The 23344-nt window shown below is 59.4% G+C and carries 17 protein-coding genes and 1 pseudogene; 9 read left to right on the top strand and 9 right to left on the bottom strand.

From position 1 onward, the window contains the following. Positions 1–45 precede the first annotated feature (45 nt). From urtA to AC13RC_RS06480, 8 genes and pseudogenes are all read left to right on the top strand, one after another. Entirely contained in the window at positions 46–1335 is a 1290-nt protein-coding gene (urtA, locus tag AC13RC_RS06445; protein WP_069613978.1) for an urea ABC transporter substrate-binding protein, read from the top strand. Between the two features lie 67 nt (positions 1336–1402). Continuing rightward, positions 1403–3028, top strand: a complete 1626-nt coding sequence (gene urtB, locus AC13RC_RS06450; protein ID WP_113355313.1) for an urea ABC transporter permease subunit UrtB — start codon at positions 1403–1405, stop codon at positions 3026–3028. Then, positions 3025–4096, top strand: a pseudogene (gene urtC, locus AC13RC_RS06455) (urea ABC transporter permease subunit UrtC); the annotation flags it as partial. The gene urtB and the pseudogene urtC, both read left to right, overlap by 4 nt. Before the next feature lie 93 nt (positions 4097–4189). Next, positions 4190–4945, top strand: coding sequence for an urea ABC transporter ATP-binding protein UrtD (gene urtD, locus AC13RC_RS06460; RefSeq protein ID WP_069613981.1), 756 nt, complete (start codon positions 4190–4192; stop codon positions 4943–4945). Position 4946: 1 nt separating this feature from the next. Beyond that, positions 4947–5642, top strand: coding sequence for an urea ABC transporter ATP-binding subunit UrtE (gene urtE, locus AC13RC_RS06465; protein ID WP_113391168.1), 696 nt, complete (start codon positions 4947–4949; stop codon positions 5640–5642). 273 nt (positions 5643–5915) lie between these two features. After that, positions 5916–6116 (top strand): hypothetical protein, encoded by a 201-nt coding sequence (locus AC13RC_RS06470; protein ID WP_113391167.1) that lies wholly within the window; start codon positions 5916–5918, stop codon positions 6114–6116. 872 nt (positions 6117–6988) lie between these two features. Next, on the top strand, positions 6989–8236 hold the full coding sequence (locus tag AC13RC_RS06475; protein WP_113391166.1) for an efflux RND transporter periplasmic adaptor subunit: 1248 nt from the start codon (positions 6989–6991) through the stop codon (positions 8234–8236). Between the two features lie 9 nt (positions 8237–8245). After that, a complete protein-coding gene (locus AC13RC_RS06480; protein WP_488556773.1) occupies positions 8246–11401 on the top strand; it encodes an efflux RND transporter permease subunit in 3156 nt (1051 codons plus the stop codon). Positions 11402–11479: 78 nt separating this feature from the next. Here AC13RC_RS06480 and AC13RC_RS06485 read toward each other — a convergent pair whose 3' ends face one another. The 6 genes from AC13RC_RS06485 to AC13RC_RS06510 all read right to left on the bottom strand — a co-directional run bounded on the left by AC13RC_RS06485 (position 11480) and on the right by AC13RC_RS06510 (position 17862). Continuing rightward, a complete protein-coding gene (locus AC13RC_RS06485; RefSeq protein WP_113421149.1) occupies positions 11480–12541 on the bottom strand; it encodes an ABC transporter ATP-binding protein in 1062 nt (353 codons plus the stop codon). A 21-nt stretch (positions 12542–12562) separates the two neighbouring features. Continuing rightward, positions 12563–13417 (bottom strand): sugar phosphate isomerase/epimerase family protein, encoded by an 855-nt coding sequence (locus AC13RC_RS06490; RefSeq protein ID WP_113388554.1) that lies wholly within the window; start codon positions 13415–13417, stop codon positions 12563–12565. A 31-nt stretch (positions 13418–13448) separates the two neighbouring features. Then, entirely contained in the window at positions 13449–14687 is a 1239-nt protein-coding gene (locus tag AC13RC_RS06495; RefSeq protein WP_113352975.1) for an ROK family transcriptional regulator, read from the bottom strand. A 40-nt stretch (positions 14688–14727) separates the two neighbouring features. Continuing rightward, complete coding sequence (locus AC13RC_RS06500; protein ID WP_092716672.1) at positions 14728–15570, bottom strand: carbohydrate ABC transporter permease; 843 nt, start codon at positions 15568–15570, stop codon at positions 14728–14730. After that, positions 15567–16496 carry a carbohydrate ABC transporter permease gene (locus AC13RC_RS06505; protein ID WP_113388555.1) on the bottom strand — a complete coding sequence of 310 codons (930 nt, stop codon included), beginning with the start codon at positions 16494–16496 and terminating at the stop codon, positions 15567–15569. Before AC13RC_RS06505 ends, AC13RC_RS06500 begins: the two co-directional genes overlap by 4 nt. A 67-nt stretch (positions 16497–16563) precedes the next feature. Continuing rightward, the gene (locus AC13RC_RS06510; RefSeq protein ID WP_113388556.1) at positions 16564–17862 is read right to left on the bottom strand and encodes a type 2 periplasmic-binding domain-containing protein; all 1299 of its coding nucleotides are present in this window, start codon (positions 17860–17862) and stop codon (positions 16564–16566) included. Between the two features lie 275 nt (positions 17863–18137). On the opposite strand from AC13RC_RS06510, the gene AC13RC_RS06515 reads away from it, so the two are divergent. Then, positions 18138–19184, top strand: coding sequence for a Gfo/Idh/MocA family protein (locus AC13RC_RS06515; protein ID WP_113421158.1), 1047 nt, complete (start codon positions 18138–18140; stop codon positions 19182–19184). 15 nt (positions 19185–19199) lie between these two features. On the opposite strand, the gene AC13RC_RS06520 is transcribed toward AC13RC_RS06515, so the two are convergent. From AC13RC_RS06520 to AC13RC_RS06530, 3 genes are all read right to left on the bottom strand, one after another. Beyond that, positions 19200–20336 (bottom strand): ROK family transcriptional regulator, encoded by a 1137-nt coding sequence (locus AC13RC_RS06520; RefSeq protein ID WP_113388557.1) that lies wholly within the window; start codon positions 20334–20336, stop codon positions 19200–19202. Between the two features lie 158 nt (positions 20337–20494). Next, entirely contained in the window at positions 20495–21238 is a 744-nt protein-coding gene (locus AC13RC_RS06525) for a YoaK family protein (RefSeq protein WP_113388676.1), read from the bottom strand. A gap of 1278 nt (positions 21239–22516) precedes the next feature. Further along, a complete protein-coding gene (locus AC13RC_RS06530; protein WP_488556774.1) occupies positions 22517–23314 on the bottom strand; it encodes an NAD(P)H-dependent oxidoreductase in 798 nt (265 codons plus the stop codon). Positions 23315–23344: the final 30 nt, after the last annotated feature.

The raw sequence follows: 23344 nt of genomic DNA on the forward strand, positions 1-23344 counted from the left end.
CCTTGTTTACCGGCCGTTGCGGCAGACAAAAGAGGGGAACCACGGATGAAATTCAAGACTCTCGTCTCCGGCGCGCTGCTCGGCGCCATCATGTCCACGACAGCATTCCACGGCGCTTTCGCGGCCGACGACACCATCAAGGTCGGCGTCCTGCATTCGCTGTCCGGTACCATGGCGATCTCGGAAACGACGCTCAAGGATGCCATGCTGATGCTCATCGACGAGCAGAACAAGAAGGGCGGCGTTCTCGGCAAGAAGCTCGAGCCCGTCGTCGTCGACCCGGCGTCCGACTGGCCGCTCTTTGCCGAAAAGGCCCGCGAACTCATTCAGAAAGACAAGGTCTCCGCCGTATTCGGCTGCTGGACCTCCGTGTCGCGCAAGTCGGTACTGCCGGTCTTCAAGGAACTGAATTCGATCCTGTTCTATCCGGTGCAGTTCGAGGGCGAAGAGTCCGAACGCAACGTTTTCTATACAGGTGCGGCTCCGAACCAGCAGGCGATCCCGGCCGTCGACTATCTCATGAAGAACGAAGGCGTGCAGCGCTGGGTGCTTGAAGGCACCGACTATGTCTATCCGCGCACGACCAACAAGATCCTCGAGGCCTATCTGAAGTCCAAGGGCGTCAAGGACGAGGACATCATCATCAATTACACGCCGTTCGGTTTCTCCGACTGGCAGACGGAAGTCTCCAAGATCAAGGCCTTCGGCGCCGCCGGCAAGAAGACGGCCGTCGTCTCCACCATCAACGGCGACGCCAACGTTCCCTTCTACAAGGAACTCGGCAACCAGGGCGTCAAGGCGGAAGATATTCCGGTCGTCGCCTTCTCGGTCGGCGAAGAAGAGCTTGCCGGCGTCGACACCAAGCCGCTCGTCGGACATCTGGCTGCCTGGAACTACTTTCAGTCGGTCGATACCCCAGCCAATGCCGCCTTCATCAAGGAGTGGCATGCCTACACCAAGAACGACAAACGCGTGACCAACGACCCGATGGAAGCCGCCTATATCGGCTTCAACATGTGGGTAAAGGCCGTAGAGAAGGCCGGCACGACCGATCCCGACAAGGTGATCGATGCGCTCGTTGGCGTCTCGGTGCCGAATTTGACGGGTGGCTATGCCACCATGATGCCGAACCATTACATCACCAAGCCGGTCCTGATCGGCGAAGTGCAGGAAAACGGTCAGTTCGACGTCGTTTCGCAGACCCCCGCGGTTGTCGGCAAGGAATGGTCCGACTACCTGCCTGATAGCAAGGATCTGATCTCGGATTGGCGCATGCCGCTGAACTGCGGCAACTTCAACGTCACCACCGGCAAGTGCGGCGGCAAGGGCTCCTGATAGCAGCCGACGCAAGATCGCCGCGGGCAGGATTTTCTGGCCGCGGCAGCTTGAGGGGACTAGCGCAATGTTCGACAAATTCGTTTACCGCATCGCCCTGGCGCTGGTCGCCGGCTTCTGTGTGGTGCTGGCGCTGACGGCCACGGGTCTGCGCGCCCAGGAAGACGCCCACGGCCTCATCAATTCGCTCGGCCAGGCCAATTTCCAGAAGGCCGGGGATATCGTCCAGAGCTTGGCAAAGTCAGGTGACCCCAAGGTCGTGCCGGCATTGCAGGCCTTTTCCGACGGTGATCTCTATATCAGGAAATCCGACAATCAGGTTTTTATCGCCAAATCCTCCGGCGACATGATGGATCTGATGGATCCTTTGACCGGGCAAGTGGTCGGCCAGGAAGCCAAGGACAATCTCGGAAAGATCAAGATCAACAACAATCTGCGCCGTGCGGTTCGCGCGGCTCTCGGCGGTCTGACGCTGATGAGCCCGGATCGCGCCACGAGGCTCGAAGCGGCGCAATCCATTTTGAAGGCGCCGAGTGCGGATTCGCTCGACGCCGTCGAGACGGCGCTGCAGAGCGAGAAGGACGCGGACATCCGCGGTGTGCTCGAACGCGCAAAGGCGGTTGCGGTGCTTGGTTCGGACCGCCCGATCGCAGAGAAAAAGGCGGCGATCGAGACGATCAAGAACGAAGGCGGCCGCGATGCCATCGGCATTCTCTCGTCGGTTTCCGTTGATGATAGCCTGAAGCCCGATGTTGCCGCCGCCATTGCCGGCATCCAGGATCAATTGAAGTTCTGGGATGCGGTGCAGAATATCTGGTACGGCCTTTCCCTCGGATCGGTGCTACTGCTGGCCGCCATCGGCCTTGCGATTACGTTCGGTGTCATGGGCATCATCAACATGGCCCATGGCGAGATGGTGATGCTCGGCGCCTACTCGACCTTCGTGGTTCAAAGCATCATCCGCACCTCCTATCCCGAACTCTTCGACTGGTCGCTGGCGATCGCCCTGCCGGTCGCCTTCATCGTCACCGGCGCCGTCGGCCTCATCATCGAGCGTGGCGTCATCCGCTTCCTTTACGGCCGGCCGCTCGAAACGCTGCTCGCCACCTGGGGCATTTCGCTGATCCTGCAGCAGGCGGTGCGCTCGATCTTCGGGCCGACCAATCAGGAAGTCGGCAACCCCTCTTGGATGTCCGGCTCCTTCGACCTTGGCTATCTCTCCATCACCTGGAACCGGCTCTGGATCATCGTCTTTGCGCTCGGCGTGTTCGTCGCGCTCCTGCTTCTCCTCAAGCGCTCGGCCTTCGGGTTGCAGATGCGGGCGGTGACGCAGAACCGGCGCATGGCGTCGTCCATGGGCATTCGCACATCGTGGGTCGACGCCTTCACCTTCGCGCTGGGGTCCGGCATCGCCGGCATGGCGGGTGTCGCACTCTCGCAGATCGACAATGTCTCGCCAAACCTCGGCCAGAGTTACATCATCGACAGTTTCATGGTCGTGGTGTTCGGCGGTGTCGGCAATCTCTGGGGGACGCTCGTCGGCGCGTTCTCGCTCGGCATTCTCAACAAGTTCCTTGAGCCCTATGCGGGGGCGGTGCTTGGCAAGATCCTCGTCCTCGTCCTCATCATCCTCTTTATCCAGAAACGTCCGCGCGGGCTCTTCGCCCTCAAGGGAAGGGCGGTGGAAGCATGATCACGGCCTTTCTTCTTCGCTCGCTCGACCGCCGTATCAGCATTGCCATCGCGATCCTGCTTGCCGTCGCGGTGCTCGTCCCCCTGTCGAATTTGGCTCTGCCGGAAACAAACCCGCTGCATGTGCCGACCTATCTGATGTCGCTGTTCGGCAAGTACCTGACCTATGCGCTGCTCGCCCTGGCGCTCGATCTCGTCTGGGGTTATTGCGGCATTCTCTCGCTCGGCCACGGTGCCTTCTTCGCGCTCGGTGGCTATGCGATGGGCATGTATCTGATGCGGCAGATTGGTTCGCGCGGTACCTATGGCAATCCGATCCTGCCCGATTTCATGGTTTTCCTGAATTGGAAGGAACTGCCCTGGTTCTGGTATGGCTTCGACCAGTTCTGGTTCGCCATGCTTATCGTGCTCGCGGCACCCGGCCTGCTGGCCTTCGTCTTCGGCTGGTTTGCCTTTCGCTCGCGCGTCAACGGCGTCTATCTGTCGATCATCACGCAAGCCATGACCTATGCTCTGCTGCTTGCCTTCTTCCGCAACGACATGGGTTTCGGCGGCAATAACGGCCTGACCGATTTCAAGGACATTCTCGGCTTCAACATTCAGGCCGATGGGACGCGCGCGGTGCTGTTCGCCATCACGGCCGTGTTCCTGGCGCTGGCATTGATGCTGTCCTCGGCCATCGTCCGCTCGAAGTTCGGCAAGGTGCTTGTGGGCGTGCGCGACGCGGAAAGCCGCACGCGTTTCCTCGGCTATCGTGTCGAACATATCAAGCTCTTCGTCTTCGTCGTATCGGCCATGATGGCGGGCATTGCCGGCGCGCTTTACGTGCCGCAGATCGGCATCATCAATCCCGGCGAGTTCGCCCCCGCGAATTCGATCGAAGTCGTCATCTGGACGGCCGTCGGCGGGAGAGCGACCCTGATCGGGCCGATCATCGGCGCGGTGCTCGTCAACGGCGGCAAGACCATCTTCACCGGCTTGTTTCCCGATTTCTGGCTGTTTGCGCTTGGTGGCTTGTTCGTCGCGGTGACGTTGTTCCTGCCGAAGGGCATCGTCGGAACGATAGCGCACCATTTCGGCAAGACGCGCAAGCCGACAAGCCCGCCGCCCAAGGCTGCGAAGGATGAAGCCGACCCGTCCGTGCAGGCTGCGGAGTAGGACCATGATCCCCGATATCAAACCCAACAGCATGCTCTACCTCAACAACGTTTCCGTCTCCTTCGATGGCTTCAAGGCTTTGAACTCACTGTCGATCGTCATCGAGCCTGGCGAACTTCGCGCCATCATCGGCCCGAATGGTGCGGGCAAGACCACGATGATGGACATCATCACCGGCAAGACGCGGCCCGACGAGGGCGAGGTGTTCTTCAACGGCCAGGTCGACTTGACGAAGAAGGATGAGGCCGATATCGCCCAGCTCGGCATCGGGCGGAAGTTCCAGAAGCCGACCGTTTTCGAAAGCCATACCGTCTGGGACAATCTCGAACTGGCGCTCAACCGCAATCGCGGCGTCTTTGCGACGCTATTCTATAGGCTGACGCCCGCGGATCGCGATCGTATCGAGGAAATCCTGGAGACGGTGCGGCTGTCGCACCGGCGCGACGAGCTGGCGGCCAATCTCTCGCATGGCCAGAAGCAGTGGCTGGAAATCGGCATGCTGTTGGCGCAGGAGCCAAAGCTACTCTTGGTCGACGAACCGGTGGCGGGCATGACGGATGCCGAGACGGCGGAAACCGCTGTGCTCTTGAAGGAGATCGCCAAGACGCGTTCGGTCGTCGTGGTCGAACACGACATGGGCTTTATCCGGGATCTCGGCGTCAAGGTGACATGTCTGGCGGAAGGATCGGTTCTGGCGGAAGGCTCGATCGATTTCGTCAGCAGTGATCCGAAGGTGATCGAGAATTATCTGGGGCGATGAAATGCTGACAGTAGAAAACGCGAACCTGCATTATGGCGCGGCTCAGGCGCTTCGCGGCATCTCCATCAAGGCGGAGATGGGCAAGATCACCTGCGTCCTCGGGCGCAACGGCGTCGGCAAAAGCTCGCTATTGCGTGCGGTCACCGGGCAGCATGCCTTGTCGGCCGGCACGGTTGCCTTCAACGGTATCACGTTGAACGGCATGGCGCCATTCGCGCGCGCCAAGCAAGGCATCGGCTATGTGCCGCAAGGTCGCGAGATTTTTCCGCTCTTGACCGTGAAGGAAAATCTCGAGACCGGATATGCGCCGCTTTCCCGCCGCGACCGCAGCATTCCCGATGATATCTACAACCTGTTTCCAGTGCTGAAGTCCATGCTCTCGCGCCGCGGCGGCGATCTTTCCGGCGGCCAGCAGCAGCAACTGGCGATCGGCCGGGCGATGGTGACGCGGCCGAAGATCCTGGTTTTGGACGAGCCGACCGAGGGCATTCAGCCGTCGATCATCAAGGATATCGGCAGGGCGATCCGCTACCTCAGGGATTCCACCGGCATGGCGATCCTGCTGGTCGAGCAATATCTCGATTTCTGCCGCGAGCTTGCCGACTACGTCTACATCATGGATCGCGGCGAGATCGTGCATGAGGGGCTGGCCGAGACGCTGGATACGCCAGAGGCCCGCCGCCATCTGACTGTCTGAGCAGGAGAGATTGCTCATAGCCAGGGTCCGGATTGCCGCCGCTTTCGCCGGAGCCTCAGGCGTGCGAGGGGCTCCCACCCTTTGGTCTTACAGACCATCTTACTGCGGACAATATGGGCTATTCGTACGATGATATCTGCTCTCGTGGAAGCAGCACTCACGCATTTGTGACAGTTTCCCGAATTCCTGGGATATCTTTGCGACAAATCGCGGCTAAAGTGCTGGCAATTATTCTATCTCTTGAAGGCGCCCCGACTTTTGAAAGAGAATCCCATGCAGCAATGTAAAAGCGTATCGGTCGAAGAGCTCCCGGAAAATACAGCACTTGCGATATATGAGCTAATCGGCGGTACGTTCCGCAACTATTCCGAGATCCTTTACATACGTGTACCGGATGTGACTGATGATGGCAGGTCCATGGGTGGCATCGAAATCACCATTCGCAAGACGGCTTCCGCCGCATCAGTGCAATGAGCGCAGCTGAACGCTTGCAACAAGCCTTTCTTCTCAGGTGATATCTAGGCATGTGTCAGCGGTAATCCAGCGGTCATGCACAACCGATCTCCGATCTCATTGCAATATACTTGATCGTTAAATAGCGGTCGTCAACCGGTGATCTCGCATACAGAAATACCGATACACATTGTGATAATGCGCATAGATAACATTAAGCAGAGGACCGTATCCAAGCCATATATCGCGACATGATTTGGCCACGTCGACACCAATTGACACACTTTGACCATTTTCCGGCAAAGCTATGTGACAAATCGAGAGTAATCCTCCTGTAAGAGCATGTTAGATAGGGCTTAAAGGTGGTGATCATCAGCCTCATATCACGCAATTGGATGGATAGAAAGTCAGGTTCAATTAGAGGGTGTGATGTCTCCGTGCCAGCGGCTTATCCATGCACTCCATGGAATGCCTATACCAGCATAAGGGTGGAGATCGTTGATGTCGGCCCTAATATGCCTATCCATCCGTTTGATCCACGTACGTATTCTTGCACAGATCAATCGGATCTTCGTGAGAATATGTTCATTCAGCGAGAGCGGTGAATAATATGAATCACGGTCGATCCGATGTCTGCACCATCATCAACGGATTGAGCGCGTGCGGTACCATGGCGATAGTCGCGGCTGCAATTCGCAACTCAAGCGGAGCGCGGGCAGGAAGCTACCTGGTCGCGCCAGACAAGCTGCCTTATGCCCTCTGCAGGCAGACGTGACGATGGTGTCCAGACGCGACGGGTTGGTTGCGAGTTTGCGCGGAGCCGTGCCGCCGGAAACCAGCCTTTCCGTTCCCTCCTTTCCTTCAGATTTTGATCCGCACGCAACGAGGAATATATGAAACGACATCTAACGCGGACCGTGGCTTCGGGAATCGTGGTCATATTGCTGGCTGGCTGCAACCAACAGCCGGCAGCACAGAATGGCGGAAGAACGGTGAAATCCGAGGTCAGTGCGATGACATTGCATCCGCAATCGGTCGCGATCACCGCCGACCTACCCGGTCGCGTCAGCGCCAATCTCGTCGCCGAGGTTCGGCCGCAAGTCGGCGGCATCATCCGCAGCCGCAATTTCAAGGAAGGAAGCGAGGTCAAGGAAGGCGATGTGCTCTATGAGATCGATCCGTCTTCTTACCAGGCATCCTATGACAGTGCGGTCGCCGCCTTGCAGAAGGCGGAAGGTGCCGTGCCGAATGCCCAGGCCAAATTGGACCGCTATGCGGGCCTGAGTGCGCAGAGCGCCGTCAGCCAGCAGAATTTCGACGATGCGAAGTCAACCCTGGTACAGGCACAGGCCGATGTCGCCTCTGCCAAGGCGGCGCTCGAGACCGCACGGATCAATCTTGATTATACAAAGATCCGTGCGCCGATTTCCGGCCGCGTCGATGCCTCCACCGTGACGGTCGGCGCACTCGTGACTGCCGAACAAACGACCGCGCTGACCACCATTCGCCAGCTCGATCCGATCAATGTCGACGTCACGCAGTCGAGTACGAACCTCCTGCGGTTCCGACGTGCCGTGGAGGAGGGGCGCCTGAAGACAAGCGGCGAGAATGTTTCGGTCCGTCTGACCTTGGAGGACGGCACGCAGTATAAGGAAAGCGGCACGCTGGAATTTGCGGAGGCGGCTGTAGCCGAGACCGTCGGAACACTCAATGTCCGCGCCAGCTTTCCCAACCCGGAGCGGGTTCTGCTGCCGGGCATGTATGTGCGCGCCACCATCCAGGAAGGCGTTGCCGAAAACAGCTTCCTCGTGCCGCAGCGTGCCGTGACCCGCAACACGAAGGGCGAACCGATCGCTTTCTTCGTCAGCGCCGACGGCAAAATCCAGCAGCGCGTGCTGACCGTTCAGCGCAGCATCGGCAACAGCTGGCTCGTCGGCAAAGGAGTAGAGGAGGGAGATCGAGTCGTTGTCGAAGGCATACAGCGCGTGCGTGACGGCCAGGAGGTGAACGTCGCGCTGGTGACAGTCGACGATGCCAGCGGAAATCTTGAACAGGCATCGGCGGCCGGCACAGCCCAAGCCGGTCAGCAGGCCAAGGCCGACGGCGCGGACAAGAGCACCGTCACCGGTTCGACGAATTGAGGGTAAAACATGTCTCGCTTCTTCATTGACCGGCCCGTCTTTGCCTGGGTGATCGCCATCGTCATCATGCTGGCGGGCGCACTTTCGATCCTCACACTGTCGGTCGCGCAATATCCGCAGATCGCGCCGACGACGGTGCGCATCACCGCCACCTATTCCGGCGCCGACGCCGCAACCGTCGAAAACTCGGTGACCAAGGTCATCGAGCAGGGCATGACCGGTATCGACAATCTCGATTACATGGCGTCGACCTCGACGGCGACGGGGCAAGCCTCGATTTCGCTGACTTTCACCAACAAGGCCAATCCCGACGTCGCGCAGATGCAGGTGCAGAACAAGCTGCAGCTCGTCACCGCCCAACTGCCGCAAGTCGTTCAAAATACCGGCATCACCGTTTCGAAATCGACCAGCAGCTTCTTCCTCGTTGCGGCGTTTGTGTCGACGGATCGCAAGCTTATGCCGACCGACCTAGCCGACTATGTCGACAGTACCTTGAACGATACTTTGAAGCGCGTTCCAGGCGTTGGCGACACAACGCTCTTCGGTGCGCGCTATGCCATGCGCATCTGGGTCGATCCGGACAAGCTCGTCAAATACCAGCTGATGACATCGGACGTCGTCTCCGCCATCCAGGCGCAAAACGTACAGGTCTCGTCCGGTCAATTGGGTGGTCTGCCGCAGCTTGGCGGCCAGCAGCTCAATGCGACGGTCACGGCCGGCAGCCGTTTCCAGACGCCAGAGGAATTCGAGAACATCATTCTCAAGAGCCTGCCTGATGGTTCCATGGTTCGCGTCAACGATGTCGCCACCGTGCAGCTGGGTGCCGATAGCTACGTCACGTCGGGTGTCTATAACGGCATGCCTGCCGCAGGCCTTGGCATCAGCCTGGCGACGGACGCAAATGCGATCGATACGGCGGCGAGGGTCCAGTCGACGATCGATAGCTTGCGCAGCACGTTGCCGCCGAACGTGGAGATCGTCTATCCCTACGATACGACGCCCTTCGTGAAGCTGTCGATCGAGGACGTGGTCAAGACGCTGTTCGAAGCCATCGTGCTCGTCTTCATCGTCATGTTCGTCTTCCTGCAGAACCTGCGCGCCACGCTGATCCCGACGCTCGCCGTCCCTGTCGTCCTGCTCGGCACCTTCGGCGTGCTGGCGATGTTCGGCTATTCCATCAACACATTGACCATGTTCGGCATGGTGCTGGCGATCGGCCTTCTGGTCGACGACGCCATCGTCGTCGTCGAAAATGTCGAGCGCGTGATGGAGGAAGAGGGATTGTCGCCACGCGAGGCGACGATCAAGTCGATGCAGGAAATCACCGGCGCGCTGATCGGCATCGCCACGGTCTTGTCGGCCGTGTTCATCCCGATGGCCTTCTTCTCCGGTTCGGTCGGCGTCATCTACCGGCAGTTCTCGGTGACGATCGTCTCGGCGATGGTGCTCTCCGTCATCGTCGCTCTTATCCTCACGCCAGCTCTTTGCGCCACCATTCTCAAGAAGCCGGCGCATGGGGCACGTGAGCGCGGCCTGTTCGGCTGGTTCAACCGCAATTTCGAGCGGGGAACGAGAGGTTATCAGCGCACCATTTATGGCATGATCCGCCGCGGTGCCGTGTTCCTCGTCATCTTCGTGCTGATCGGCGTCGGTGTCGGTTATTTGTTCAATCGTCTCCCTAGCTCCTTCCTTCCGGAAGAGGATCAGGGACGTCTTCTGACCAGCATTCAGCTGCCCCCCGGTGCGACCGCTGAACGCACCCGTAAAGTGCTCGATCAGGTCATGAATTATTATCTCAACAATGAGAAGGACTATGTCGACGGTGTCTTTGGCAGCGTTGGCTTCAATTTCAGCGGCCAGGGCCAGAACGTTGCCGTCGCCTTCGTGGATCTGAAGGACTTCGATCAGCGCAGGACGCCGCAAGCCTCCGCCCAGGCGATCGCCAGACGCGCGATGGCCGCCTTTGCCAAGATCAAGGACGGCAATGTCTTCGCGCTGGCACCGCCGGCAATCCCCGGTTTCGGCAATAACAGCGGCTTCGATTTCTACATCAAGGATATCAACGGCGCGGGTCACACCGCATTGATCGCCGCCCGCAACCAGTTCTTGGGTGCGGCGTCGGGGAGCGCGAAGCTGAGCGGCACGCGCCCGAACGGACTGGACGATACGCCGCAATATTCGATCCATATCGATCAGGAAAAGGCTCGCGCCTTGAACGTCGATCTGGCGGATATCAATGCGACGTTGTCGACGGCCTGGGGCGGCACCTACGTCAACGACTTCATCGACCGCGGCCGCGTCAAGAGAGTCTATGTGCAGGCCGACAGCAAGTTCCGCATGCAGCCGGAGGATTTCGATCGCTGGTATGTGCGCAATTCCGGCGGCGACATGGTGCCGTTCTCGGCCTTCGCCTCAGGTATCTGGACCTATGGTTCGCCACGCCTGGAGCGCTATAATGGTGCTTCTGCCGTCGAAATCCAGGGTGCCGCGGCGCCCGGCGTCTCCTCGGGCGACGCCATGAACGAGATCGACAAGATCATGGCAAGCCTGCCGCCCGGCTTCAGCCACGAATGGACCAGCCTGTCTGCCCAGGAAAAGCTTTCGGGTAACCAAGCAACCCAGCTCTACGCGATTTCGATCCTGGTCGTCTTCCTGGCGCTCGCCGCCCTTTACGAGAGCTGGTCGATCCCGTTCGCCGTCATGCTGTCGGTCCCGATCGGCATCTTCGGCGCACTGCTGGCCGCAACCATCTTCGGGCAGTCGAACGACGTCTACTTCAAGGTGGGCCTGCTGACAACAATCGGTCTGGCGGCAAAGAACGCCATCCTGATCGTCGAATTCGCCATCGAGCAGCAGAGTAAGGGCAAGAACCTGATCGATGCGACGCTCGAGGCGGCAAGGCAACGTCTGCGACCGATCCTGATGACCTCATTCGCCTTCATCCTCGGCGTGCTGCCGCTGGCGATTGCCAACGGGGCCGGTTCCGGCAGCCAGAACTCGATCGGTATCGGCGTCATGGGCGGTATGATCTCGGCGACCGTGCTCGGCATCTTCTTCATCCCGCTGCTCTTCGTCTCCGTCCGCCGTGTCTTCAAGGGCAAGAGATCGACCGATGCGGAGGGGCAGGAGCCGAACGTTGCCACGGCGACGCCGGATACGCCATAGTCATCATGCATACAGGCCCAGCGTCAAAGCTGGGCCTGCCGTAAAAGATGGCCGTTGGCAATTGACCCGGAGCCACGATTAGTGGCTCGGACTACCTCCATCGGCGATACGCTGCCCATTTTCGTCGAAGAGATGGACGGCGTTATGAGCCGGAGCGATGCGCAAGGTATCGCCTGGCGCGGCCCTGATCCGCTCACGGAACACGCAGGTGACTGTCTGCGTGCCGAGGCGGGCAATCACCATCGTTTCGGATCCCGTCGGTTCGACGACGATTGTCTCCACCTCGATACCGTCTGCCACCAGCTTGATATCCTCGGGGCGAATGCCATAGGTTACGGCAGTCGGCGGATATTGTTCGCTCGGCAGGATAAGCCCGTCGGTGGTGCGGAAACCGGTGTTCGTCATGCTGCCCTTGATGAAATTCATCGCGGGAGAACCGATGAAGCCTGCGACGAAGAGATTGACCGGCCGGTCATAAAGCTCAAGCGGCGATCCGGATTGCTCGATCAGGCCGTCCTTCATGACGACGATCTTGTCGGCCATGGTCATCGCTTCGATCTGATCGTGGGTGACGTATATGGTGGTGGTCTGTAGTCGCTGGTGCATTTCCTTGATTTCGGATCGCATCTGAACGCGAAGCTTCGCATCGAGATTCGATAGAGGCTCGTCGAAGAGGAAGACGGCGGGGTCGCGCACGATCGCGCGGCCCATGGCAACGCGCTGCCTCTGGCCGCCGGAAAGTTGCTTCGGATACCGTTCGAGAAGATTTTCAAGCCCGAGGATTTTCGCGGCATTGCCGACGCGCTGATCGATTTCCGCCTTCGGCATTCGCTTCAGCCGCAAGGAGAAACCCATGTTCTTCGCGACCGTCATATGCGGATAAAGCGCGTAGTTCTGGAAGACCATCGCGATATCGCGATCCTTCGGCGCGAGGTCGTTGACGATGTGCTTGCCAATCTGGATATCGCCCGAGGTGATCCCCTCCAGGCCGGCGATCATTCTGAGCAGCGTGGATTTTCCGCAGCCCGAGGGGCCGACGAGCACGACGAACTCGCCGTCGCGGATATCGACCGATACGCCCTTGATCGCTTTGAACGCGCCATAATCCTTGCGCGCATTGTTCACTCTGACATGTGCCATTTTCCATCCTCCCGGATAGCTTCAAAGCCCGTTCAAGACCTTTCGGAGATAGGCAAGGCCGAGGCGCTCGCCTTCCTTGCGTTGAGCAAGATCCTTGCCCGGCCAACCGAAAGCCGCATCCTCGTGCTCGATCGAAAGCGTGCCGTCAAAGCCATTGGCGCGCGCCTGACGCAGGAAGCGCGGCCAGTTGAGAAGTCCATGGCCCGGCAACTTGTATTGCCACCACCCCTTGCCATGATAGCCGACCGCCTGCTGAACGGCCGCATCGATCGCGGTATCCTTGGCATGAAGGATGGCGATGCGATCCTTGACCGCATCCATGGCGACATAGGGATCGACGCCGATGCGGATGAGATGGGAAGGGTCGAATTCAAGGCCGAAGCGTTTGTCGGGAATTCGTTTGAAGAGCTCTTGCCAGCCTTTCGGCGTGGTGCCGATGAAATTGTCCTTGGGGCCGGGCCAGTTCTCGATCGCAAAGATCAACCCGCTCGACGTCGTCCTGGCGATCAGCCGGTTGGCGAAGTCGGCGAAATCTTCATAGTTGGCATCCTCGTCGGCGCTGTCGTCGCGACCGGGAAAGATAATGAAGATCGGCACGTCCGCTTCGCCGATCGCGTCGGCGAATTCCTCGGTGATGGTTCGAAGTTCGCCGCGTTTGCCGCGATCGGCATCGAGCTGATTGCCGAAAAAGGCGATCGAGGAGACGAAGAGGTTGCGGTCGCGGGCAAGAGCGACCGCCGCTCGTACCTTGTCCGGCGTCTTGATATGGCCGCGGACATCGATCTCGATCGCATCGAAACCGGCGGAGGCGGCGAAATCCACCACCTCCTCGAAGGGCCTGTCGTTGAATGTCGACGTATAAAAACCGATCCTCATCAAAATCCTCCCTGCGGCCGCGGGGGCCAATTCAATTGTTCAGGCGGTCCATGAATTTGAGTGGTGAACGCGTGCGCTGGACCTCGTCGGCCGAGGCGAGCATGAGGGCTGCCGCCATCGGCATTGCCGCGGCGCCGATCGCGCAGGCGTCCTCTCCGAGCGAGGCACGGTGGATCGATGGCAGCGCCGTATCCTCCATATCGAGGTGCTCGTGGACATAGCGCAGCAGTTCATCGATCATGCGGATGGGCAAGCGGCCGCCCAGGATGATGGCATCGGGATCGACGATCATGCCGATGTGCTTGACCGCGACGGCCAGATGCGCGCTCATCCCCTTCAGCCATTGGGAGGCCAATTTTCTGCCACGGGCATCCAGCGTGAGGAGGTCCGAGGGCACGCTTGCCTTGATGCCGTGTTCGCCCAAGAACTTGTAGAGGAAGAAGAGCGAGAATATTTCGCCGAGAAGCTCGACTTTCTGGCCTCCCCTGTGGCGCGGATCGGCGATTGGCAGCCAGCCGATCTCGCCGCTCAGGCCCATGGCGCCGCGATGGCCGGCGCCGTCGAGCACGAGCCCGCCGCCGGGGCACGCATTGATCGCGATATAGAAGAAGCTACGGCTTTCCGCTCCAAGCCCGTAGTCCAGCTCCGCAAGCGCTCCCGCATTCGTTTCATTCTCGATGAAGACGGGATGCTGCGTCAGGTTCTCCAATGCGGCGCGCACGTCGAATTCCATCCACTCCCCATAATTATCGGGCTTGCCCAGGAAGTCGATCTCGCCGAGCCAGTCCGGCATCGCGAGTCCGATACCCGCCAGATGGGCATCGTCGATCAGGCGGCTGCGCTGGAAATGCGAGATCGCATCGGCGGTCAGCTGCATGAATTCGCCCGGCAGGATGTAGCGCTTTTCGTGGTGGACGCGGGCGCGCACGTTGCCGACGGCATCGACGGCAAGGATCGTCAAATGGTCGCGATCGATGTTGATGCCGATCGCGAAGAAGGCGTCGGGGTTGATCTCAAGCTCGATCGCCGGCTGTCCCCTCAGACCATGGCGCCGCCGGGCTTCTATGATCAGGCCTTCGTCGAGCAGGCGATCGACGATGCGGGCGATCGCCGGCTTGGTGAAGCCGGTCTGCCGGGCGATTTCGGCGCGCGAAATCGGCGCTTGCCGATGGATGCAACGCAGAACGACGCCTCGATTGTGCTCGCCCGCATCCTCGACATTGGCTCCCGTCAGGTCGGGAGACAGTTTGACACCGGTCGGTTGGTTCATCCTCGGGATTCCTTATCAGTCTGGCACGCGCAAACCGGCCTCACCCCTTCACCGAGCCGCTGGTCATGGAGCCAAGGATCAGCCGTTGCAGCGACAGGAATGCCACGATCGCCGGTACGACGGAGATGAGGCAGGCGGCCGCCAGCAGCTGGATGGACGAGTCGGTTTGCATGCCACGGAAATTAAAGATCCCGACGCCGATCGGCATCAAATTGTTTTGCGTGAGCAGCAGAAAAGGCACCAGAAATTGCGACCAGCCGGCAATGACTGTGATGATGAAGACGGAGGCGATGCCCGGTGCCGACAGCGGCAGCACGATCCGCCAGAACACGGAGAAACGGTTGCATCCGTCGATCATCGCGGCTTCGTCGAGGCTGCGCGGAATGCCGTCCACCGTGCTCTTCAGAAGCCATGTCGCGAGCGGCACGCCGAGCGCGATATAGACCATCGTCACGGCGAAATGCGTATCGAGCAGGCCAAGGCGGTTCATATAGCGATAGAGCGGCACCATGATGACCAGCGGCGAGATCATCTGAAAGAGCAGAAGCCCCATCATCGACAGGCCCTTGCCCCGGAACTGGAAGCGCGAGAAGGCGTAGGCCGCGGGCATGGCGACGATCAGAACGCCGAAGCCGCTCAGAGCCGCGAGCTTCAAGCCGTTCCAGAGATAGAGCGGGAAGTAGCTGTTATTAAGCACGGTGATGAAATTGTCGATCGTTGGGTTGTGCGGGATATAACGCGCCACGCCGCGATAGATTTCGCGTTTGTCGCGCAGCGCCATCGACAGCAGGTAGGTGAGGGGGCCGGCGAAGAAGACGAACATCGCCAGCATGAAGAGATAGCTCAGAAAATCGCCGAAGCGCGTGCCGGTGCGCCTGCTCATCGTTCATCCTCCTTCGGCAGGAACGATGCATAGATGACGGCTAGCCCGAGGCTGATGATGAGCATCAGCACGGAAAGCACGCTGCCCCCGGACAGGTCATAATTGCGGAAGACGATATTGAAGACATAGAGCGATATGACTTCGGTGGCGCGGCCAGGGCCGCCGCCCGTCAGCGTGATGATCGCGTCGAAAGTGTTCAGCGTCATGATGGTAATAAGGATCATGTTGACGAGGATGGCCGCGCGCAGCTGCGGGATGGTGATGAAGAAGAACTGCTGCGGGCCCGTCGCGCCATCCACTTCCGCCGCTTCGTAGAGCGAGGGATCGATTGCCTTCAACGCGGCATACATGACGACCATCGAGAAGGCCGTTCCGCGCCAGATGTTCGAGATCAGGGCTGACCAGGGCGCGATGGCGGGATCGGAAAGCCAGGCGACCGTCGGCAGGTGCATGAGCCGTAAGATGCTGTTCAGCGCGCCGTAGGGTGCTTCCGAAAATAGCATCTGCCAGATGATGCCGCCGGCGATGCCGGGCACGACCCAGGCGATGAGCGCCGTGGTTCTCAGGATCGTCGTGCCGAACAGGCCGCGCTTCTCGCCGCGAACGACAACGACCGCGACGGCAAGGCCAAGGATCTGCTGGCCGATGACGCTGCCGCCGACGAAGACGAGGGTTGCCCAGAGGATATCGGGAAGCTGCGGCGAACTCAGCATGTTCGCAATAGAAGCGAGCGTATAATCCTGATTTTCGCCGATCAGCGTCGCATTGGTGAAGGACAGACGGAACACGTCGATGACCGGATAGAGATAGAAGATGCCGATGACGATGATTACGGGCATGATCCAAGGCAGCGGCGCTCCGGCGAAGCGGCGCATGAACGATCTGCTGTGCGGCCGGGTGGCAGCCTCGATGGCGATTGGGGTCATTGGGCTTCTCTGTCCGGGTTTGACACTGTCGGCAACGCCCGCGCGGGCGCTGCCGCGATCACAATCGTTAGAGACGCTTGTAAGCCTCCATCGTCGCCTTGAATGCCGCGTTAAGGGCTTCTTCCGGCTGCTTGGTTCCCGATAGGACGTCGCCCATCATGATCTGAATCTGGTTGGAGATCTCCGGATAGATCGGCGCACCCGGACGGGCCTGGCCGTTGGCGAGCGCGTCGGCAAAGGTCTTGTTGGCTTCGGTCGCGAAAACCTCATATTTGTCGAAGAGCGATTTGCGCGTCGGCAATTGCTGCTGAAGCGCGTTGCCCGGCCCCATATAGACGTCGCGCGCGAGGTTGGCGCACATCTCGACCTTGTCTTTATCCTTGCTGAAGGAGGCGATCGTCCAGCCGCCCGTGCCGGTCGAGCGCTTATCTGCCGTCGGGCCGGGGATCGGAGAGAAGGTCCAGTTGGCGAATTCGTCCGGATCCAGCGTTGCCTTCAACTGGGCGAGCTGCCAATTGCCGCCGATGAAAAGCGCGGTCGTTCCGGCAGCCGCCGCCGCGTTCAGATCATCATAGTTGCCGATCGTCGTCACCCGTTTGGGCGCGGCACCGGAATCGACGAGATCCTTGTAATAGGTCAGCGCCTTGAGGAACTTCTCCTTGTTTTCGCCCTCACCGAAAACCGGCTTGCCGGTATCGTCGACGAGCTTGCCGCCGAGCGCCCAGTAATTGGCGAGCCAGTCGAAGGTCGAACCCTCATAGCGGGCGGCGTTGAAGAGGATGCCCTCCATGCCTTCCTTGACGGAGGCGATACCGGCCTTCTTCAGGTCGTCCCAGGTCTGTGGTGCATCGGGGACAATGGACTTGTTGCGGTAGAGGACGCGAAGGTCGGTATCCCACCACCAGGCACGGATCGTCTGATCCTTGTCGGTGATGCCGTTGCGGATGAAGGGGAAGAGATCCGCGACTTCGTCCTTCGAGAAATAGGGGGTGAAGTCGGCAAGCACATGGTTGACCATGAATTGCGAGAGGACGAAGGAATCGACGGCGGCGCAATCCGGAGCATTGCCGGCTTTTGCCTGTTCGAGCATTTTTGCCTGCTCCGTGCCGATATCGGCCGACATGAACTGCATCTGTAGCTTCCAGTCGGGATGCTTCTTGATGAAGTCAATGAAGAGTTTCCGATAGCCCTCGGCGATCGCCGGATCGGCATTGTTCGGACTATCGTTCGTGAGCCGGACAGTGAGTGTTTTCGGCGCGTCGGCAAGGCCGATCCTGTCCTTTGTCGCCAGTTCTTGGGCAAATGCGGCAGGCACTGAAAACAACATCGTGCTCAGCGCTAGCGCGCTGACGAACGCTCTCTTCATGATGGGTCTCCTCCCCATTTTGAACGGATACAACATGGTGGCCAGTTGACCGCTCCTCATTTCCATGCTGCATTAATTAGATTAAGTTACTTTGCTTTGATGTCAAGTCGCAGCTCGGGAGGATAGAGATGCTGGTGACATTCGACAGCAGCTAGCGGCTTCAGGCCGCATTCCCCACCTCGAAACAGTCGAGCCATCGCGGGTATCCGCGGTGGGGGATGAGGTTTTTGCCTCGGTTATGAAAATAGCCAAACCTGACATCTATGGAGGATCAGATGCGTCTACTCATTCTCGGCACTGGCGGAATGGCCAACAAGCATGCGGCAAGTTTCAAGGAGATCGAAGGCGTCAGCGTCGTGGGCGGCGTTGACGTCGTTCCTGAGCGGCTGGCAGCCTTTTGCTCGGAACACGCCATCCCCAATCGTTTCGGCTCGCTTGAGGAAGCGCTCGCCTGGGGGGAGTTCGATGCCGTCGCCAACGTAACGCCTGACGCTGTTCACCACCCAACGACGCTGCAGGCGATTGCTGCCGGCAAGCATGTCTTCTGCGAAAAGCCTCTTGCGACAGACGCGACCAAGGCGATGGAAATGACCGAGGCTATCGAGAAAGCCGGCAAGGTGGGCATGGTGAATTTCACCTATCGCAATTCGCCTGCCTTGCAAAAGGGCCGGCAGATGGTGCTCGCCGGCGAGATCGGTGAGGTGAGGCATGTCGAAGCCTCTCATCTGCAGAGCTGGCTCGTTGGCCGGCATTGGGGAGATTGGAAATCGGAGAGCAAGTGGCTGTGGCGCCTCAGCAGGAAGCATGGTTCGAACGGCGCGCTCGGCGACATCGGCATCCATATCGTCGACTTCGCCTCCTATGGTTCCGGACTTGACGTCGCTCATGTTTTCGCGCGGCTGAAGACCTTCAGCAAGGCGCCGGGCGACAAGATCGGCGAATATGATCTCGATGCGAATGACAGCTTCACAATGAATGTCGACTTCACGAGCGGAGCGATCGGCACGATCCAGGCGACGCGCACCGCCGCGGGGCAGATGGACCAGCTGCGCCTGAGGGTCTACGGTGAGACCGGTTCGATCGAGATGATCTACGACACAGGAAAATCGACGCTCCGCGCCTGTCTCGGTGAAGACGTTCACACGGCAACATGGCGTGATATCCACTTTGATGACGTTGAGACGAACTACCAGCGCTTCGTTCAGGCCGTCAGGATGGGCAAGACCCAGGAACCCTCCTTCCGCCGGGCGGCAAATATACAGAAGGTCCTGGACAAGGCACTCGCCTCGGACATCAGCCATAAAGACGAGGCGCTTGCCTGAATCCAGAAGCGAGATTCAGCCGGAGACCGGCGGCAAAAGAGTGTTGAGGAAGGGCAGGAGTGCCGCCCCCAGCGCCACGCCGCCGCCGCTGAAACTTGCCGGCTTCATCGGCGAAATCCAGGGCGTCAGGAATGGCCGTTTCGACGTGTCGCGGCGCTCAACGGAAAGCTGATGGATCAGTGCCTCGATAACGTCGCGCGGCAGGTCGCCGCCGATCATGATCACGCTCGGCGCGATGAAGCCGGCAATCGCGATGATCGGGTCGAGCAGATGGCTTGCCGCCTCGCGTATCCACTGCGTTATCAGCGGGGAATATGGCTCCTTGCCCGCCAGAAGGTGCCGGAATTCGTCTTCGCTCAACAATCCGCGTAGCGCATCGAAGCCGACGACCGTATTCAGGCGGATATTGTCGGGGCCGGTGCGCATGTCGCCGATATTGCCCGCGCGCCCATGAACGCCCGAATAGGGAACGCCACGAACGAGGAACCCGGCCTGGACATCCTCATCGATGATGATCATCGCGAGCCCGCCTTTCGGCGCCGGTGTGCCGATCGTGCGCTCGGCGAGCAGGCTTGCCGCGCATTCGTTCTCGACATGGCTGCGCGGAAGTTTCGATGCGGCATCCAACTGCTCGCTTTCTTCCGGGCTCCAGTCATTCGAGGCGATACCTAGGCCGATGATCGGCAAGTCGGTATGATGGCCGATCATGTCCTCGATCGCCGAAAGGATCGATGCGACCCTCCTTGCCCGGGCGAGGGGAAAATAAACGCGGTCGTGAACTTGGCCGCTCAGATCGACGAGAACCGCTTCGCCTCGATTTTGACGGGCACGAACGCCGATCGAGAAGGCTCCTTCTGGCCGCAGGGCAAATTCGGTGGAGGTCGCCCCACCGCCGGCGCCATTTCGCCGATGCGATGTCACCAGCCCTTCGTCGCCAAGCCGGCGCAGAATGTTGGTGATTCCCGGCCCGGTCAGTCCGGAATGTTTTCCGAGCTCCATGCGGGTCAAAGGGCCGTGGCGCCGGATCGCCTCCAGGATGACGCGAATATTTCTGTCGGCGATTTCTCCCGACCGCAGACCGAGTGTCTTGCCCCGCGTAACGTCCGTCTCCTCCGGCTGGCGCCACCGTGGCCCGGATCGAAGATACCGCATGACCGATTTCCTTGCGTACCTTGCCGCTGGTATATCGCGGACAAATGACAATGCCCCTGACTGTTTTCCAACCGGTCCGTACAAATTCTTGATTTTATTAGGGCCGCAACCGCCCTTGTTTCAAGTGACTTTCGGAATGCAAGCATCCCTAAAAAGAGTCATGAGGTTCGTGGTTCGACCCCGGCGGCCGCTATTTTTCGTGCGCGTAAAATCGCATCCACTGCGATTAGCGTCAACAAAACCGCAGCCAATAGGAGAAGGTGGCCACCGATGGCTCGGTAGGCGAACACTCCCAGGACGCCGCCGAGAAGAAACGAGACGATCGTGTAAAGATGCAATTGTAGTTTGCTCAGATTGCGCCGCGCCTCCGGAGCCTGCTCACGTCCTCGCAAGGCGTCCAGGGCAATGGCTAGCTCTATGCCCAGATCCGTGGCCATGCCGGAAACATGCGTGGTGCGAACCCTGGCGTCCGAGATGCGGGTGACGACCGCGTTCTGGAGCCCCATCAGGAATGCAAGCCCGAGAACGAGAACCGGCGTGCGCCAAGCAGCGAGAAGCCATAGATCCGCGCAGCCGAGCGCGGCAAGCAAGATGGCCTCGGTCAAAATACTATAAGCATAGATCGCATGTACGTTGCGCCGCTGTCCCGCGTTGACAATCAGCGTCGAAGTCGCGGCCCCGAGGATGAAGGCGATGACAATCCCGCCGTAAAGCAGGCTCGACAGCCACTGTCCCACGGCAAGATGATCGGACAGGGTCGATACATTTCCCGTCATGTTGGCTGAGAAGAAGCCGACAGCGTAGAAGGCGGACGCATTCAATGCGCCGGCAATTGCCGCAAGGGACGCAGCCAGATGGCGGTCAATTTTCTCGTTGCGATGGGTGCCTTGTCTTACAAGCATGGAAGCCACTGTTGGCGGTTGCGGATTGAAGGCATCGAAAGTCTTTGCTCCTTTCTGGATTTCAGGCCGACATCTTTCCAAACCGGACTGGGAACCATCATGCCTCCTTGCCTCCGGGTATTGCGGGATCGGGTATGACGATTCCACGCGGGCCAACATATCCGAAACGATGACGATTTACCCTACTACTCGACGCAGCGCTCTCACAAGCGGGCTTTTGGCTTTGCGTGAAGATGCCACATGGACCAAGCCGCCACATCCTCGCGTCAGTGTGGCTGCTCTCATCGGCGGCATTGGATTGCCTTCCAGAACCGCAATTCTTGCGGTTGTATGGGTGGTCCATCAAGAGAGCTTGCTTTCGTTCAGACGGTTTAGAATGTCAAGCGGTATCAGATGCCTGGATGTGCAGCGTCGAGAGGAGGCCCCCTCCCGCAATCGATGCATATAAACCGAACGCTCAGGTTGAGATTGGGCGCGTAAGAAGGAATTGTTAGCGCGGAAGGCGCACATGATTTAGTACTATTTGACAACTGGAAAATTGTCGCATCGGTCGTAGACTTCTGATTGTAGCCAGCAAGCCAAGCGAGATGCGGCTAAGAGCGCCGGTGCGCTCGTCGGTGCAAATAAGCCGAAACAGGCGGTTCGACTCCGCGGCCGCAACCACGCCCTTCAACAGCATCACAGTTGATGGATGAAAAGCTGCAATTGCAACTAATTCGAAGGGGCACACGCCCACCAAATTCCGCCTCACACGTTGTGCCGGAAAAGAAGCTTACTCGCCATCAGACTAAGGTCCGTGTTCAACGCAGCTCTATTCGGATAGTGCATGACTGCCCCCGGTCGCCGACACCACTGCCACCCGTCGGCGGTCTGCCCTGTCATCGGACCAACCTCCGGTGACAGGGCGAATAATCAGGCGTTGGATCGGCGTTCGCTCGATGCCGCATGGACAGTGACCTCCCGCCGGAGGGGCGCTTCATCCCTTGCTGTCAAGGCCAGCCGCTAGCGAGACCCCGAAGGCGGCCCGAGGTCATGCGTTGAGTATCAGCGCGTTCCTGACAAAGGATCACAACCATTCCTCTTCGCCGACCGCCCATTATCTTTCCGCAAGTCGGTATGCGTCGGCTGCGACGATTGAAAGCCGTCCGTCGTCAACACCTGACCCGCGACGGTGTGACTATCCGGTCGCCTTCGTTGCCATCATCTGCTGCTTCGAGCACTCGGCACCCACGCGATGCTGAACAACTCCACGAATAGGAGTTGATAGCACCGAGCGCATTACCTGGACGCAGCCACATCTTTTCGATGAAGTGCGAAGCCTGATGCCCTCTGACCGCCCAGTTCCGACCGGAGTTGCATGGTCGGAATATGGTAATCCCCGCCATTTTGGCTCCTGTAAGGAATGGGGCTTGTTGTTTCGAGCGTTCGCATCCGATCGCGCAGATGTTTCGCAGCGGCTTCGAAGCGGGCGTCGTCGAAGCGATCGGTACTATAGGTCACGAAGGGCGGCAGCACATCGTAGCCGGGATAGTAGAGAATGCCGTGATTGATCGGAAACAGAAGATCGTCGATGGGGCCGTTGATTCCCCGAGGAGCGTAGTGTTCCTCCCACCCCCCTGCGGTTACGATCAACATGGCTCGCTTGCCGACCAAGGTTCCCTCTCCATAGCGATCACCCCAGCGCTTGTCGCTATGTTCGCCAACACCGTAGGCGAAGCCGTAAGCAAACACGCGGTCGACCCAGCCTTTCAGAATGGCCGGCATGGCGAACCACCAGAGCGGAAACTGCAGGATCAATGCATCAGCCCAGAGAAGTTTTTCGATCTCCGCTTTGACATCGTCCGTCAGCGTGTCGCAGCTGAAGGCATGTTTGGAAGCGGCGACCGGCATAAGTCGCTCGTCGGGAGCCAAAGACGGGAAATCCGCGCGGTCGATCTCCGATTTCCAGCGCATGGCATGTAGGTCGGAAACCTGTACCGTGTGGCCGGCTGCTTCCAGCTCCTGGACCGCAACATCACGTAGCGATGCCGATAAGGATTTAGGTTCGGGGTGAGCGAAGACGATGAGCACATTCATGGTGGTACCTGCTTGTTGAAGAAAACTCTC

The sequence above is a fragment of the Martinezella sp. CNPSo 3890 genome, from assembly GCF_057784455.1.